The organism is Microbacterium sp. (assembly GCF_031988965.1).
Taxonomy (GTDB): domain Bacteria; phylum Actinomycetota; class Actinomycetes; order Actinomycetales; family Microbacteriaceae; genus Microbacterium.
The window spans coordinates 1-15,447 of the sequence record NZ_DALZXX010000066.1 but is presented as its reverse complement, the minus strand read 5'-3'; the positions used below and the strand labels follow the sequence as shown (position 1 = coordinate 15,447).

General features: G+C 66.0%; 14 protein-coding genes and 1 pseudogene. 10 read left to right on the top strand and 5 right to left on the bottom strand.

The features are described 5' to 3' along the window. A pseudogene (locus tag RTM68_RS11640) lies at nt 1-241 on the bottom strand (ABC transporter permease); the annotation flags it as partial. After that, on the bottom strand, nt 238-2,019 hold the full coding sequence (uidA, locus tag RTM68_RS11635; protein WP_312171019.1) for a beta-glucuronidase: 1,782 nt from the start codon (nt 2,017-2,019) through the stop codon (nt 238-240). The pseudogene RTM68_RS11640 and the gene uidA, both read right to left, overlap by 4 nt. 259 nt (nt 2,020-2,278) lie before the next feature. Here uidA and RTM68_RS11630 point away from each other — a divergent pair, with 259 nt between their 5' ends. After that, a complete protein-coding gene (locus RTM68_RS11630; RefSeq protein WP_312171017.1) occupies nt 2,279-3,451 on the top strand; it encodes an ABC transporter substrate-binding protein in 1,173 nt (390 codons plus the stop codon). 122 nt (nt 3,452-3,573) lie between these two features. On the opposite strand, the gene RTM68_RS11625 is transcribed toward RTM68_RS11630, so the two are convergent. Next, entirely contained in the window at nt 3,574-3,834 is a 261-nt protein-coding gene (locus RTM68_RS11625) for a hypothetical protein (protein WP_312171014.1), read from the bottom strand. A 66-nt stretch (nt 3,835-3,900) separates the two neighbouring features. Between RTM68_RS11625 and RTM68_RS11620 the strand changes: the two genes are divergently transcribed. Together RTM68_RS11620 and RTM68_RS11615 are read left to right on the top strand one after the other, a co-directional pair. Continuing rightward, the gene (locus RTM68_RS11620) at nt 3,901-4,227 is read left to right on the top strand and encodes a hypothetical protein (RefSeq protein ID WP_312171011.1); all 327 of its coding nucleotides are present in this window, start codon (nt 3,901-3,903) and stop codon (nt 4,225-4,227) included. 104 nt (nt 4,228-4,331) lie between these two features. Next, complete coding sequence (locus RTM68_RS11615; protein ID WP_312171008.1) at nt 4,332-5,726, top strand: DUF1254 domain-containing protein; 1,395 nt, start codon at nt 4,332-4,334, stop codon at nt 5,724-5,726. Between the two features lie 685 nt (nt 5,727-6,411). Here RTM68_RS11615 and RTM68_RS11610 read toward each other — a convergent pair. Continuing rightward, nucleotides 6,412-6,900 carry a hypothetical protein gene (locus tag RTM68_RS11610; protein ID WP_312171007.1) on the bottom strand — a complete coding sequence of 163 codons (489 nt, stop codon included), beginning with the start codon at nt 6,898-6,900 and terminating at the stop codon, nt 6,412-6,414. Nucleotides 6,901-7,021: 121 nt separating this feature from the next. Here RTM68_RS11610 and RTM68_RS11605 point away from each other — a divergent pair, with 121 nt between their 5' ends. From RTM68_RS11605 to RTM68_RS11595, 3 genes are read left to right on the top strand one after another with little or no spacing between them, the layout of a single operon-like run. Next, nucleotides 7,022-7,627 (top strand): TetR/AcrR family transcriptional regulator, encoded by a 606-nt coding sequence (locus RTM68_RS11605; RefSeq protein WP_312171004.1) that lies wholly within the window; start codon nt 7,022-7,024, stop codon nt 7,625-7,627. Between the two features lie 13 nt (nt 7,628-7,640). Then, entirely contained in the window at nt 7,641-8,399 is a 759-nt protein-coding gene (locus RTM68_RS11600) for a glucose 1-dehydrogenase (protein ID WP_312171001.1), read from the top strand. Nucleotides 8,400-8,429: 30 nt separating this feature from the next. Continuing rightward, entirely contained in the window at nt 8,430-9,215 is a 786-nt protein-coding gene (locus RTM68_RS11595) for an SDR family oxidoreductase (protein WP_312171000.1), read from the top strand. Between the two features lie 121 nt (nt 9,216-9,336). On the opposite strand, the gene RTM68_RS11590 is transcribed toward RTM68_RS11595, so the two are convergent. Further along, nucleotides 9,337-10,368: a hypothetical protein gene (locus RTM68_RS11590; protein WP_312170998.1), complete on the bottom strand. Its 1,032-nt coding sequence runs from the start codon at nt 10,366-10,368 to the stop codon at nt 9,337-9,339. A gap of 273 nt (nt 10,369-10,641) precedes the next feature. Between RTM68_RS11590 and RTM68_RS11585 the strand changes: the two genes are divergently transcribed. From RTM68_RS11585 to RTM68_RS11570, 4 genes are all read left to right on the top strand, one after another. Continuing rightward, nucleotides 10,642-12,033 (top strand): hypothetical protein, encoded by a 1,392-nt coding sequence (locus RTM68_RS11585; RefSeq protein WP_312170997.1) that lies wholly within the window; start codon nt 10,642-10,644, stop codon nt 12,031-12,033. 91 nt (nt 12,034-12,124) lie between these two features. Beyond that, entirely contained in the window at nt 12,125-13,954 is a 1,830-nt protein-coding gene (locus RTM68_RS11580; RefSeq protein WP_312170995.1) for an AMP-dependent synthetase/ligase, read from the top strand. A 17-nt stretch (nt 13,955-13,971) separates the two neighbouring features. Next, entirely contained in the window at nt 13,972-14,895 is a 924-nt protein-coding gene (locus tag RTM68_RS11575; RefSeq protein WP_312170994.1) for a DUF1295 domain-containing protein, read from the top strand. 123 nt (nt 14,896-15,018) lie between these two features. Then, nucleotides 15,019-15,447 (top strand): hypothetical protein (locus RTM68_RS11570; protein WP_312170991.1); only part of this gene is annotated, 429 nt, incomplete at its 3' end.

Here is a 15,447-nt window from a genome sequence, read left to right as displayed (position 1 = left end):
GCCCGATCCACTTCGGCGGCTGGAAGATGTTGTACTTCGTGAAGGACAGGTACAGCGAATAGATCATCGGCACAGCCGTCAGACCGAGAAAGCCCAACAACCACGGGGTGAGGAACGCGTAGCCCATCGCCGTTTCACGGCGGGCTCGAGATTTCTGGCCGGCCCTATGCAGGTCACTCCCGCCGCGGCGGCGAGGTGAGGCCCCGTTCGTGACCAGGGTGCGCGTTTCGGTGGCACTCATGAGTCTTGCCCGGTCCATCGGGCGCGCAGCGAATGGGCAGCAGCTTTAGGGAGGCGATCTCGGGTGAAGACACCCTTGCGATTTCCCCCGACGCGCATCGTGCCTGCCGTGGTGGTGAAGTCACTGAACACCCACACTTGCTCGCCCACCACAGCGGGGATGCGGTCAAACACTCGGTGATACATCGCGAGGAAGTCTGTCTGGAACTCTTCCGTCCACGGGCTGGGAATGACTGCGTGGAGACCCGGGTAGGTGTCGGCACCGTACTCGGTCATGATGATCGGCTTGCCGTCCGTCGCCCATGCACGCAGCTCCCGCTCGAGCTCGTCCTCCGCAAGCGCGAGGTCGCCGGGCTCGATGTACCAGCCGTAATAGCGATTGATCATCAGCACATCGCTGTACTTCGCCAGACGGCACTCGCCGTGAGGCGCCAGCACCACGTTCACGACGCCGACCGGACGCGTGGGGTCGGCCTCTCTCGCGACATCGAACAGCGGCGCGAAGTACTCCTCGGCAGCCTCCGTCTCCGACTCAGGCTCATTCGCAATGCTCCACAGCACCACGCTCGGGTGGTTCTTGTCCCGCGCGATCAGCTCACGGATCGCCTGGGCATGCACTTGCTGCGTCCTCGCGTTGATGGTCTCGTCCGTGAACGTGACGTACCCCTGCGCGCCGAAGACACCGCCGCCGATGCCCATGTTCAGACCGACCGCTGCCGTCTCGTCGATGACCACGATGCCGTGGCGATCCGCGTAATCAAGCACGTCCTCCGAGTACGGGTAGTGCGAGGTTCGGATCGAATTACCACCCGTCCAACGGATGAGTTCGAAGTCGTGCAGCATGAAGGCATCGTTGTGGCCCTTGCCGATGACCGGGATGTCTTCGTGCTTCGCGAAACCGCGGAAGTGGAAGGGCTCACCGTTGATGAGGAAGCGGATGCCGTCGACCTGCACCGTGCGGACGCCCACGCTCTGCCGAAACTGGTCGATGACGGTGACTCCGTCGCAGAGTTCGAGCGTCAACGTGTACAGGTAGCCGTCGCCGGGCGCCCAGGGGTGGACATCGGTCACGCTCAGCGACGCCGTGAATCCATTGCCCGCAGCGACTTCGATACCGTCGGCGTCAGTCAGGGTGGCGCGGACGGAGAGTCCTTCTGCGGCGACTGCGGCAAGGTTGTAACCGACAACTCCTCGACCGGCGTCGAGGTCCGTGACCACCGTGATCTCGTCGAGGTAGCTCCGCGCTGTCGATGAGAGCCAGACCGAACGATGGATGCCGGCGTAATTGAAGAAATCGTGCCAGTACTTCTGGCGCTTGCCGTGACCGGTCTCGATGACCACGCCCGGCGGGATGGTCTCGAACGTGAGAGTGTTGTCCACTTCGACGGTGATCCGGATGGGACGTCCCGGGACCGCGTGGGCCGTGACATCAACCTCGAACGGCGTGTAGCCGCCCTCGTGCTGGCCCACGAGAACGCCGTCGGCCCATACCGTGGCCCGGTGCGTCACCGACTCGAAGTACAGAGTCGTACGACGCCCCTCCCATCCCCGTGGAATCCACACCTGGGTCTCGTACCACGCGGACCCCACATGCATTCGAGTCGTCGCGTCCACGACGATGTCGTTATAGCTCGCCGGGACCGCCATGTCGCGCGACGCCTCCAGCGGACTGGATGCCCAGTCCTCACGACGGCCTGCGCCGTCCTCATCGATCCGAAAGCGCCAGATGCCGTTGAGCAGCTTGCGTTCGCGGGCGGTGTTCTCCTGGGGGCGAAGCATGGGACTCCAATGTCTCGGGGTAAGGCTGCGTCCATCGTGACAAATGCGGCAACACTTGTCAATCGATTGACAGATGCGTAGTCTCTGACTGCACGATCCCGAAACCTACTCAGGAAGATCAATGATGCTCACTCCGAAACCACGCCTTCGCGCCCGATTCTTGACCGTTCTCGCCGTCGCGTCACTCGCGCTCTCCGGGTGCGCGGCCGGCGCCACCCCTGATGCCACCGAAACCTTTGACCCGAACGAAGAGGTCAACTTGTCATTCGCTTTCTGGGGAAACGACGTCCGTGCCGAGATGTACAACGAGGTGATCGCCGCGTTCGAGGCAGAGCACCCGAACATCGATGTCAGCGTCCTCTTCCTCGCGCCGACCGAGTACTGGGAGAAGCGTCAGATCGAGGCGGCCGGGTCCGGTCTCCCCGACGTCATCACGATGGATCTCGGGTATCTTCGCCAGTACACCGAGAACGGGAGCATCATCGACCTCTCCCCCTATCTCGGCAATGTCATAGCGACTGACGCAATCGATGAGAGCGTGATCGAGGCGGCGAGCATAGATGATGTGACCACCGGAATGCCGATCTCCACCAACGCGTGGGGTATGTACCTGGACCTGACCCTCGCGGAACGCATCGGCATCGAGCCGTTCGCGGGAGGAACCTGGGACGAGTACTACGACTGGACGGTAGAAGCGTCGACGGCCGCTGACGCCGCAGGAGTGGACGCCTGGGGTGCCGCTGATCCGTCATCCGAGCTGACGAACTTCCAGCTGTGGATGCGAGCGCAGGGCAAGGACCTGTTCTCCGAGGACGGAGAACCTCAGTTCGAGGAGAAGGATCTCGGCGAGTTCTGGAGCCTGGCAGACAACGCCCGCAAGGAAGGCGGCCTCGTCCCGCAACAGCGCATCGAGGAAGTCAAGCCACTGACAGCGTTCGACTCCGCCAGCAGCGTCAGCGACCTGATCTACGACAACTCCGGCTCCGGTTACCTCGGCAACCTCGGAGAGGGCTACGAGCTCGACCTCATCGCTCCGCCTGTGGATGACTCCGATGCGGAGGACCTTTTCCTGAAGGTGTCGCAGATGTACTCGATCTCATCGAGTTCAGACCACCCCGCAGCCGCCGCCACATTCATCGACTACCTCGTCAACTCACCCGAATCGGGTCGCATCTTCGGAACGAACCGAGGAGTTCCCGCCTCCCAAACGGCTCGAGATGCCGCGGAGCTCGACGGCATCTCCACACAGATCGCGGAGTACGAGTCGTCGATCACTGAACGCCTCGGAGACGCACCGCCGGTACCTGTGATCGGGTACGGCTCACTTGAGGCGAAGTTTCGCGAGCTGGTCCCCGAGATCAACTTCGGCAGCCTCACAGTCGACGAGGCGGTCGATCAGTTCTTTGCCGAGATGAACGTCATCTTGGAATAGCAGCTGGCAGTCGGTGGGGTGAAGCGACCTTCACCCCACCGATTGGACTCGCGGAATGACAGGAACCGAGTGACCGCAGCTGCGGCTCCGATCATCGATTCCGAGCCGCGCCGTGGTGCCTTCTATTCGTAGCTGCGATGCACGTGCCAGCCGTCTTCACCCTTGAACGCGTCGAACACCAGCGACAGACCATCGTCGTCCGTGCCCTGGAAACGCCACCCGTAGAGTCCGTGGTTCTGCTCCGGTGACGCCGTCCAGATCGAGTGGCGCAGGCGCGTCGGCGTGTCGGACACTCTCCAGCGCCGCCCGGCGAACACCATTCGCGAGGGAATGTCGTCGACCATCCATAGGGTCGTGGGGAGGTGATCGGTCGCCGGTCGCATGATTCCAGAATAGAACATAGATTCGAATGTTGCTACCCTGGATCCAGGCCGGAGATGGGAGCCGGCATGGGCACGAGCAAGCGCTTGGCAGACCACTACGACATGCGCTCACAGCATCAGGCGATCCTCACGGCCGCCCGATCCGGACCGCTCCAGTCACTCACCGACCGCGAACTCGCCCTCCGAGAACAACCCATCACCATCTACCCGCAGCCCTACCGACCGGTCCGGGCGTGGGTGCGGTTCGGACCGGAGGCCATCCACGTCGACGCCAAGCTCGCCCGCTCCACACCGACCGCCGCAGGAATCGAGTTCCGCGCCGGCGACACCACCTTCCGCTGCTGGGTCTGGGGCAATGCCGTATCCGCCGACGACGATGTCCACCGGGTGTAGCGTAAGTCCCCCGCGATAGAGGCTTAGCCGCGACAGAGAACCATCGACAAGCTGAGTGCTGAGTCGTATGGTCAGTCGTATTCATCGACGGCGAGGGGGCTGACATGTTCGATGAGACCGAGTACGAAATCACTGGTGGGTATCCCACAGCGGAGACCGCGGCGCTCGCGTTCGATGAGGCCGATCTGGTGCGCGCGCTACACGCCTACCGGTTCTTCTATCCCACCGTCTCATTCGAGGCGACGTGGCGCGGCAACCTGGCCGGTGGCGTCGTCCCGAACCGGGTGTTTCCAGCACTGAAGGGCACCCCGAAGCAGTTCGTCTTCACCCCGAACTCCGATACTCCATACGGGGCCGTTGCTCTCGACCTCTCCGACGGCCCGATAGTCCTGGAGGTTCCGCCGGGTCCCATCATGGGCACGTTCAACGACCTCAACCAGCTTTGGGTGATGGACTACGGCCTCCCCGGACCCGCGAAAGCAGCCGGCGGCAAGCACGTCGTCCTCCCACCCGGATGGGAGGGCGTCGTCCCCGATGGCATGTACTCCGCCCGGTCCACCACCAACCGGGTGCTCGGTTTGATCCGTGCCATGCCCCTCGGCGGCGACATGGACGAGGCCGACCGCCTCATGCAATCCGTGAAGGTCTACCCCCTGGAACCGCGCAAGGACTGGCCCGAAACCACCTGGGTGGACCTGTCCCTCCTTGACGGCGCAGACTTCACCCCGGTGCGCTGGGAGACCAATCTCGACTTCTGGCGGGTTCTCCATAAAACCTTGCAGGAGGAACCACCGAACCCCGCCTACCGCTTCGAGTACGGAGAACTGACACAGCTCGGCATCGCACGCGGACTCCCCTTCGAACCGGACGCGCGGCTGACCGCGATCCTGGAGAAGGCCGCCGTCATCGGGCACGCCCACCTGCTTGCCCAGTCGTTCGCTGACCGCAGCCCCTCCAAGCAGGTGTGGCCTGGCACGCAGTGGGAGTGGGCCGTCCTGCAATCGGCGAACGGCACCTTCGACACACCGGACTACACCGACCTATACGCGCGCGAGAAGTGGTTCTATCAAGCCCAGGTCGAATCACCTGCGATGTTCGCCCGCGCTCCCGGCGCCGGCTCTCTCTACTGGCTGGGTGTGCGCGACTCCGCCGGCGACTATCTGTACGGCGAGAACACGTACAGCCTCGACGTCCCCCTCCCCGTCCCGGCGACCCTGTTCTGGTCAATCACTGTCTACGACGCCGAGACCCGCAGTGAGATCCTCACCGACCAGAACTCCGCAGCCCTACGATCCATGTACGAGCTGACGGATCTGACTGGCGATTCCGTGAGACTTCACTTCTCTCCCGAGCCGCCTGCGAATCCAGACGAGGCTTCACGGTGGATCAAGACGAAGCCCGGCACCGGATGGTTTGTCTACTTCCGCATCTACGGCCCCGAGCCCTCCGCATTCAACGGCCAGTGGCAGCTCCCCGACTTCATCCGGAGCCGCGGCTAAAACACGTCCGGCACATCGCGCCTCCTGCTCGCGGCTCCGCAGCGACCGCTGCGGGATCGAGTTCCTCAACGGACCATCTGCGACCGGGCGGGAGCGGTGCCAAGAGAAGGCCCAGAGTGACCGGCAAGTTACTCGGGCGCGAGACGCGCGTCAATCCGCTTCGTTCCGTCCCTTCGGCCGGACAGAATCGGTCCGTGAACGCACATCGATACCTCTCTCACGTCGTGGCGATTGCTGTCCTTGGGGTGCTCACGATCCTTGCGAGCGGGTGCGGTGTGTCGGTTCCCACGGACCCGGAGGGAACTCTTCGCGCTAGCGACACGCCTCTCGGCTGCCGGGCCTGGTGCAACGCACTGTCAGCCGACGATGCCTATCCGGGGACCTCCGGCTTCAACCAGACACCGTGACTTCACCGAACTAGTCGCCTTCTGCATCGGACCAGCTCGTTGAGGATCACCTGCGGCAGGGCGGAGGTGACGAGGGGCGTTCGTGCAAGTTGGCTTCGGCACGTGGCGCGCGGAGCCAACTGGCGTCGGCAGTCTCGTCTAGACGCGCGTCCGCGCCGCAAAGGACGAGAATGCATTCGGCACGAAGCATCCGTGAGAGATGCTGCATGGAAGCGGCGCATGGGTGCGAGTTAGCCGCGGCCGACGCACACCCATGCGCCTCGAGGAGACGCCCGGCGCTAGGACGCGGTCCGTCCGGCCCGGGCACGCTCCGGCGTGGAGGCTCGCTGCGGATCGATCCTCAGTGCTGGCTTCGCGACCTGGGCGGCGAAGAGAACCAGAAGAGGGATGAAGTGGAAAGCCGCGAGTGTCATCGCGTCGCGAGCGATCCCATTGAATGGACTCCCCTCATCGAGCGGGCCCGCCGACGCGCTGTTCAACAAGGCGTATCCCGCGGTCGACATCGCGAAGGCCACGACGGCGATCAACGCCAATGCGATGGTCCGCGTCCGCAGAGGCGTATCCCGCCGCTCGAACGCGCCGCTCATGAACAGGAGCGGCAGCGTCGCCAGCAGCGTCACTGGGATGCTTCCCCACTGCAGGACGCCCAGCCAGTACAGCGCGAAGCCGACTGTCGGGGAGGGCACGTCGAGCACGCTGCTCAGTTGCGCGCACGTCCCCGCCACCCACGAGGCAGCGATGACACAGATCCAGATGATGCCGGGCATGGGGTTGCTCCTCATCTCTCAGGTCTTGTCAGGCCTTCGGAGAATTGTCCCAGACGTCGCACCGTGGTCCACGCCAGGGAGATATTTTGGACACTCGTCCATAAAGGCGTAGGGTCCTCGTATGACAACGAGGTCCAGCCGAGCCATCGACCCTCGTCCTGCACGCACCCGGAATGCGCTCCTCGACGCCGTTCAGGGCATCGCAGAAACCGGCAAGCCGGTGACGCTCGCGGAGGTCTTGAGCTCCTCCGGCGTGAGCCGATCCGCGTTCTACATCCACTTCTCCGGCTTGGACGACCTGGCATTGACCATGCTCGTGCGCGAGTTCTCGGTGATCAGCGAAGACGACGTGTGGGACCGCGCGATCGGCGCCGAAGACACGCGGGCCATCGCCCGTCGCGCGGCCTCTCGCCTCATCACCTTCGTCGACGAGAAGCGCGAGCTGTACCGCGCACTCCTGCATGGCCAGCTCTCCACCGGATCGTCCGACGCGCTCGTCGATGCGTTCGCTCGCGGAGTGCTGCGATCCATGGACGTACTGCGTCAGCCGCCACCGGCCGGGCTGGATCCTGCCGGGCACGCGCGTTTCATCGCCGGCGGGGCCATCACCCTTCTGCGCGATTGGCTCGGCTCAGACCGACCGGCTTCCCCCGATGTGATGACCGACCGGCTCATCGCAGCAATGCCGGCTTGGCTCGTCGGCGACACCGACGACACCCTCCCTTGAAAGGAACACACTCATGGCTGACAGGCTCGCGGGCAAGGTCGCGCTCATCAGCGGCGCTGCTGGAGGGATGGGCGCAGCCCACGCTGAACACTTCGTCGCGCACGGAGCGAAAGTGATCCTCGGCGACATCGATCACGACGGTGCACGCACCCTCGCTGAACGCCTCGGCGATTCGGCCCTCGCCGTGCCTCTGAACGTCACCGATCCCACGACGTGGCGTGAGGCCATCGACCTCGGCGCCGACGAGTTCGGCCCCGTCAACGTCCTCGTCAACAACGCGGGCGTATCCGGCAGCGCCACGTCGACCACAGACATCACCGATGAAGAATGGCATCGCACCATCGACATCGATCTGAACGGCACCTTCCACGGCATCCGTTCAGTGCTGCCCCACATGCTCACCCACCGCGGCGGCTCCATCGTCAACATCTCCTCGGCAGCGGGAATGGCAGCGGCACCCGGTGTGAACATCGCCTACGTCGCCGCGAAGTTCGCTGTTCGAGGGATGTCGAAGCAGGTCGCCATCGAGTACGCGCAGAAAGGCATCCGAGTGAACTCCGTCCATCCCGGTGCGGTGCGCACGCCTTTGACGCAGGCTCTCGTCGACCAGCTCGGCCCGGAGTTCATGGAGAGCTTCTACGCATCCGTCCCGATGCACCGCATCGCTGAGATGAAGGAGGTCTCCGATGCCGTGATCTTCCTCGCCTCCGACGAATCCTCGTTCATCACCGGCACTGAACTGGTCGTCGATGGCGGCCTCCTCGCACTCTGACCGAGTGCGCCACCTGCAGAGAGGAAAGAAATGACCCGCACATACCTCGTCACCGGTTCCGCATCGGGCATCGGGAAGGTCACGGCCGCCGCACTGTCCGAGCGGGGACACCACGTCATCGGCGTCGACCTGAAGAACGCGGACATCGAGGCGGACCTGTCGACGGCCGAAGGCCGCCACGAGCTCGTCCGTCGCGCGTCAGAACTCAGTGGAGGCGTCCTTCACGGCGTCCTCGCCGTGGCCGGGCTCGTCATCCCGCGTCCGGTGACGGTCGCCGTGAATCACTACGGCGCGGTGGCCACCTTGGAAGGCCTGCGGCCGCTTCTCGCGGCCGCAGAGAACCCGCGCGCCGCAGTCGTCTCGTCGCTCGCCGCTCTCGAGGAAGTCGACGACCGGCTGCTCGACATCATCGAGACGGGATCCGAAGCCGACGCCATCGCCTACGCCGATACGCTCGGCGCCACCGCCAATGCCACCGGCTCGAGCGTGCTCTACACCACGTCCAAGCGCTCGGTTGCCCGATGGGTTCGGCGGACGGCGTCCACCGATGACTGGGCGCGCGCAGGCATTGCACTCAACGCCGTGGCTCCCGGCGTGATCCTCACCCCGATGACGGCCGCAGCGCTCGAGACGGAGGAGGGCCGGGCCGCCCTGGATGCAGGAGCCCCCGCGCCCTTCGGTGGCCCCGCCGCAGACCCCGTCGCCGTGGCCAACCTGCTCGCATGGCTCACCAGCGAGGAGAACCTGTACGTGACCGGACAGATCATCTTCGTCGACGGTGGAGCCGAGAGCATTCGCCGCCCCGATCTGGTCTAGCGCCCTCGTCAATCAGCTGCGCGCGTCGGCATCGACATGTGCGAGAGCGCTGCACGCGGGGTCGGTTGCGCGAGAGCGACGGACCCCGCCTCGAGCGCGGCCGCAGTGACGAGCCCGTAGGTCAGAGCTCGTCCCACGGGGTGAACTCGACCGTCACGTCGTCGCCGTCGATCGTGTACGTGCCGATCAGGTCGGTCTCGTAGTCGGTCGTGCCCGTCCCGGACGAGGTTCCTCCCTCCGGGCGGTACCAGAAGATGACATCGACCATGAATCGGTGGCCGGTGCGAAAGGCCACGTCGTACGGCGCCTGGATGACCCCGGTCGTCGAGGGATCCTGCTGCCTCAAGAGCAGAGGACAGGCGGCATCCACCGAGGTTCCGGGTTCGACACAGGCGGCGGCCTGCACGCTCGCCGCATCGAGCAGGGCCGTCTGCAGTGCCTCCGTCGCGGCCACCGAGAGTTCGGCCGTCGCTGTCGGCGGGATCGCTGTCAGCGCAGCGGGCGCGATTGTGAAGTAGGTGCCCATGTCCGGGCCGGTCAGCTCGTAGACGGCGGGATACACCTGCACCGGCTCCGACCGGGAGTCCGCAGACACATCGGCGACATCTTTCACCGCGAGCTCGAGTTCGGTACCGGCAAGATCGACCTGCTCCACACCCGTGAGGGAGATGCTGTCTCGCACGGCCACGGTCGCCTCGACCGTCAGCGGGGCGTCCGGGCGCCATCCCGGCTGCAGCAGCCAGAAGGCGCCGGCATCCCTCGTCATCGTGAACGTGTGGGTGAAGGTCTGCGAGGCGAGCTCCATCTCAGCCGTCACCTCGGCGGTGCCACCCTCCCGCATGGTCGTGGTGACGGACACCACCTCGATGCGTTCGGTGGCGGCACCGAGGACGTCGTCGGTCAAGTACGCCGCATCGATGCCGGAGGCGTCCGGGTCGACGATCTGCGCGGCGGCAGACGCATCGCCATCGGCGATCGCGGCCAGGTACGAGGTCACCGTCTCCGACGGATCACCGGCATTCGACACCAACGCTGCCGCGGTCAGATAGCCACCGAGCGCAAGCACGACGGCACCCACCGTGATCCAGACGCGCCGCCCGCGGCGTGCCGCAGGCGACGTCGGTGAACTGCCCGTCGTCGAAGTCGTCGTCACTGGTCCGATCCCCGTTCCTCAGGTCCTCATCGAGCTTTCCCCGTCAGACTACGGCGTCACCCGGATGCCGACGGGAGGTCGCCGACACGTCGCCTGACCGAGACGGCAGAGCCGTGCTCTCCCGCTGCATACCCTCGCTTCCGCCCGATGCTCTCGGTACGCTGGCGGGTAACGCGCGCGATCCGGAGGGGACCTGCGCCGGCGGAGGGGGAGAGAATGGGCAGTCTTGCAGATGTCACGGGCCGGCTGAAGAGAGCCGCCATCGATGCGTGGATGGCAGAGAACATCTACACGCAACTGGACGACAAGTACATCGCCTCGTACGGGCCCGCCGAGCAGTACGAGGTTTCTCGTCCCTCGGATTCGGGGCCGTATACCTGCTCCGTGACATCCGACGCTGTCTGGGGAGTGGGGTACTCCGAAGAACCCGACGAGACCGAAGAGCGAATCGACCGCATGCGCTCCCAGCTCCAGGAGGGCTGGGACACGATCGTCACGTCCATCGATGACGCGGTCCTGGACTGGGAAGAACTTCCCGAGGCCTCGTCGATGGACGATGTCGACACCGCGTGTGCGACCATCATCTCGAAACTCGGCGGAGCGACGATGCAGGACGCATCGTCGGTGATGACGGTCGGAGGCGACCTCGCCAGCGCCATGAGCCGGATGTTCCTCGAGTCCGACTGCATCGCCAGCCCGGCCCTCAATGACTTCAAGACGCGATACATCGACGAGGGCGGACTCCGGTCACTCCGGTTGACCGCCATGGTGGAGGTGGTCCAGCAAGCGGCCCTCGCCGAGCAGAACGTCCTCCTCAAGGCGAAGGAAGACCTCGATGAGAGGCTGGAAGGCCACGTCGACGCGTTCCAATCACTCTCCGGTCGAGGTGGCGGAGACCCGAAAGCCGTTCTCGCGGTCGTCGGGGCGGCCATCGCCGGCGCCGCGTTGTTCGTGCCCTCCGGCGGAACCAGTGCGCTCGTGCTCGCGGGTGGGGGAATCCTCGTCGGCCTCGCCGACAAACTCACTCCGCCCACGGCCGCCGTCGAGGAGAGCATCAGCTTCTCCGACGTCGAGGGAGGGCTCTCCTCCCTCTCATCGAGCCTCCGTGAGCTCTCCAGCGCTCTTCACGCTGAAGAGACGTCGCTGCGCACGGCATTGAACGAGACGGCGGATTCCGTTCGGGCGAACTCCGCTGCCTTCATGCTGACCCCCGCTCCGGTCTACGACCTCCTTCCCGCCGCTGACCTGCACGTCGAGCCGGCTCGGGCGTACAACCTGGCGCGTTCGTACATGCCCAATGCCGCCGAACACGCCCGGGGACAGGCCGACCCCGTCGTGCAGCTGGGCGCTTCTTTCGCCGAGAAGACCACTCGGCCCTACGCGGTCGGCTCGAGCATGAACGGACCCGGCAACGCCGTCATCTCGGTCACGACGATGACCAGCACCCTTCTGCAGGAGTTCGCCTACGACCTCGACAACGGTGCGCGCAACCTCGATCTCGCCATCCAGGACTACGAGGCGTATGAAGAATCCACCGCAACGGATCTTCAGGCGATCGCCGAGCAGATAGCCTCCGGCTCCACGCACACCGGCGCGCAGGACGACGAACTCATCGCACCGTCGCACGCCTCCGGTGGCGTGAGCATTCGACAGCTCATGGAGTGACGGCGCTCACGGCCGAACTTCCCATCCGATTCCTCCTCGACTCCGAACAGAAGGAGATGGGCCCGTTCCCGCGCGCCCGAGAGGAGCCCCGATGATCGAGTCATCGACCCCACCGCTTGCATCCCTCGACGGGTATCGCAACATCACCGACCTGCTGGTCGCGCGCGCCGCAGCGGCTCCTGATCACGTGGCCTTCGAGGTCTCGGGGGCGGATGCCACCGCCTCATGGCGCCCGATCACGACCCGGGAGTTCTCGGATCAGGTGCGCGCTCTCGCCAAGGGCTTCATCGCTCGGGGCATCCGGGCCGGCGATCCTATCGCCATCATGGCCCCGACCCGCTATGAGTGGGCCGTCGCCGACCTCGCCGCCTGGTTCGCCGGTGCCGTCGTCGTGCCGATCTACGAGACCTCCTCGCCCTCGCAGGTGAACGCGATCATCGCGGATGCCGGCGTGCGTCTGGCTGTCGGCGGCACCGTGGATCACGTGGCGCTCCTCGACGCGGCGCTCGCGCAGACGGACGACGAGACCTTCGGCGCATGGACCATGGATGCCGCGGCATCCGGCACTCTCCCGGACCTGGTCTCGCACGGCGTCGACGTGACCGACGAGGAGCTCGAGGCCCGCCGGGCGCTCGCCACCCAGGACGACCCCGCGACGATCGTCTACACGTCGGGCACCACGGGTGAGCCCAAGGGTGTCGTGCTCACGCATCGGAACTTCCTCGGACAGGTGCTCAACATCGCCGCCGCGTACCGCGAGATCGTGAACGAGGACGGCAACACCGTCATCTTCCTTCCGCTCGCCCACGTCCTGGCCCGCGGACTGCAGCTGATCTGCCTGGCGAGCGGCATGCGCATCGCGCACCTCTCCGACCCGTCGACGGTCGTCGCGACGCTCGACACCCTGCGTCCGACGTTCCTCGTCGTGGTGCCGCGGGTGCTGCAGAAGATCCAGGCGGCGGCCGCCGACAAGGCAGCTGCCATGCACCTCTCGGGTGTCTGGGCGAAGGCCGTCTCGACGGCTCTCGCCTGGGGCCGCCGTGAAGAGCGGATCGATGCGGGCCGCCGCATCTCGAAGGACCTCGGCCTCACGCTGCGGCACCGCTTCTTCGATGCGCTGTTCTATCGCCGCCTGCGCACGGTGATGGGCGGACGCGTCGGATACATCCTGTCGGGCGGGGCCGCCCTCGACGCCGACCTGTCGCTCTTCTTCCGGGGCATCGGCGTTCCCGTCATCGAGGGCTACGGGCTCACGGAGACGACGGCGCCGCTCACCGGCAACCTGCCCGGACGCATCGCCTCGGGAACCGTCGGTCCACCGCTGCCCGGCCTCACGGTGCGCATCAGTGAGGAGGGCGAGGTGCTCGCCCGCGGCGTCGGTGTCTTCGACGGCTACCGCAACCCGGCTCACGACGAGGGCTCCTTCGTCGACGGCTTCTTCCGCACCGGCGACCTCGGGCGACTCGACCCGCAGGGCCGGCTGGTCCTCGAAGGCCGCCTCAAAGACGTGATCGTGACCTCGAACGGCAAGACGATCGTGCCGACCCGCTGGGAGAGCGCCGTCGAAGCCGATCCGCTCGTCTCGCACGCCGTGATGGTGGGCGAGGGCAAGCCGTATCTCTCGGCGCTTCTCGTGCTCGACCCCGAACAGACCCTCGCGTGGGCCACAGCCCAGGGCACCAGCATCCCCGCGGTCACCCAGCCCGACATCCGCGAGGTGAACGACCCGGCACTGCGCGCTCACCTGCAGCGCGCCGTCGACGCCGCCAACGCGCTCGTGGCGCGCAGCGAGCAGGTGCGTCGCTTCAGCGTGGTGTTCGCCGACCTCGAAGACCGCGGTCTGGTCACCCCGACCATGAAGCTCAAGCGGAGCGTCGTGCTCGATCGCGCGGCCGTCACCGTCGAAGACCTGTACCTCTGAGAACCGGAAAGAACACGATGTCCTCCCCCACCCCCACCAACGCCAAGTCCTCGCGGTCGTCCCTGATCGCGATCATCGTCGCGCTCGTCATCGGAGCGCTCGTCGCCGTCGCCGGCAGCCAGGGCGGCGCGACGCTCGGCGGCATCCCCCTGTTCGCGCTCGCTGTCGCCGCGGCGTACGCGATCCAGATCCTCGCGTTCATCCCGGCGATGATCCTGCGCACCGAGCGCTTCTTCGACCTCACCGGCAGCCTCACCTTCTTCGCGATCTCCCTCGGGCTCGTGCTGCTGACGCCGATGCCCGACGCGCGCAGCTGGATCCTCGCGGCGATGGTGATGCTGTGGGCGGTGCGCCTCGGTTCGTTCCTGGCGATGCGCGTGCACAAGGCGGGCTCCGACGGCCGTTTCGACGAGATCAAGGGATCCCCGGTGCGCTTCCTGCAGGTGTGGGTGATCCAGGGCGCCTGGGTGTCGATCACCGCGGCAGCGGCATGGATCGCCATCAGCGCGGATGCCGCAGCCCGAGCTCCCCTCGGATGGCTGACCGTCGTGGGAATCGTCGTGTGGGCCTTCGGCATGGTGATCGAGATCGTCGCCGACGCACAGAAGTCGGCCTTCCGCGCAGACCCGAGCAACAAGGACGAGTTCATCCGCACCGGCCTGTGGTCGCGTTCGCGTCACCCCAATTACTTCGGCGAGATCGTGATCTGGGTGGGCGTCTTCCTCACCGCGGCCCCCGTGCTCGTCGGGTGGCAGTGGGTCGCGCTGCTCTCGCCGCTGTTCGTGATCCTGCTGCTCACCCGGGTGAGCGGCATCCCGCTGCTCGAGGCCCGCGCCGAGAAGAAGTGGGGCGATCGCGCCGACTACATCGCCTACCGCGAGAGCACGCCGTCGCTGATCCCACGGCTCACGCGCCCGACCGCACGCACGACCGCCGCCTAGCGGATGCCGGAGGGCAGCCGTCGACGCCCGGCCCCGCCCTCAGGTAGATCAGAATCCCGGTGTATTAGGCTCCCGTGGTGACGCTCGACGAGCCTCGTCACGGCCATGTTCAGGGGGGAACACATGTCATTCGCGATATCACCGGCGGCACTCACCGACCATGCGTCCGCTCTGCGGACCTGTGCGGAGTCCACGTCGACCGCCAAGTCCTACGCCTCGGAGCACCTGACCCTCGAGCTGTACGAGATGGGTCTCGTCTTCCAGCAGGCACGGGGCAAGGTGCATGAGCTGCGCGACGGCATCAGGTCGTACCTCGACACGCTCAACACCGCCGACACCGCCTCGGCCACCGAGCTCGACGCCACGGCCGCACGGTCGATCGAGCTCGACGACGCGGTCGAGGCCGAACTCGACGCCGCCTACCCCGACTCCGGCGCCGCAGTGCCCCTGCCCGCCGACAGCTCCCCCGGCGCCGTGTGCATCGCCCCGCCCGAGACTGCTCTGGTGGCTCCGCCGACCTCGGCGCCCACCGACCTCGCCACCGAGATCCTC

Bases quoted from the DNA above. Each gene is read 5' to 3' on its own strand.
- RTM68_RS11605 (WP_312171004.1), top strand. From the start codon at position 7,022: ATGACAACGAGGTCCAGCCGAGCCATCGACCCTCGTCCTGCACGCACC.
- RTM68_RS11610 (WP_312171007.1), bottom strand. From the start codon at position 6,900: ATGCCCGGCATCATCTGGATCTGTGTCATCGCTGCCTCGTGGGTGGCG.
- RTM68_RS11575 (WP_312170994.1), top strand. From the start codon at position 13,972: ATGTCCTCCCCCACCCCCACCAACGCCAAGTCCTCGCGGTCGTCCCTG.
- RTM68_RS11585 (WP_312170997.1), top strand. From the start codon at position 10,642: ATGGCAGAGAACATCTACACGCAACTGGACGACAAGTACATCGCCTCG.
- RTM68_RS11615 (WP_312171008.1), top strand. From the start codon at position 4,332: ATGTTCGATGAGACCGAGTACGAAATCACTGGTGGGTATCCCACAGCG.
- uidA (WP_312171019.1), bottom strand. From the start codon at position 2,019: ATGCTTCGCCCCCAGGAGAACACCGCCCGCGAACGCAAGCTGCTCAAC.
- RTM68_RS11580 (WP_312170995.1), top strand. From the start codon at position 12,125: ATGATCGAGTCATCGACCCCACCGCTTGCATCCCTCGACGGGTATCGC.
- RTM68_RS11625 (WP_312171014.1), bottom strand. From the start codon at position 3,834: ATGCGACCGGCGACCGATCACCTCCCCACGACCCTATGGATGGTCGAC.
- RTM68_RS11620 (WP_312171011.1), top strand. From the start codon at position 3,901: ATGGGCACGAGCAAGCGCTTGGCAGACCACTACGACATGCGCTCACAG.
- RTM68_RS11600 (WP_312171001.1), top strand. From the start codon at position 7,641: ATGGCTGACAGGCTCGCGGGCAAGGTCGCGCTCATCAGCGGCGCTGCT.
- RTM68_RS11595 (WP_312171000.1), top strand. From the start codon at position 8,430: ATGACCCGCACATACCTCGTCACCGGTTCCGCATCGGGCATCGGGAAG.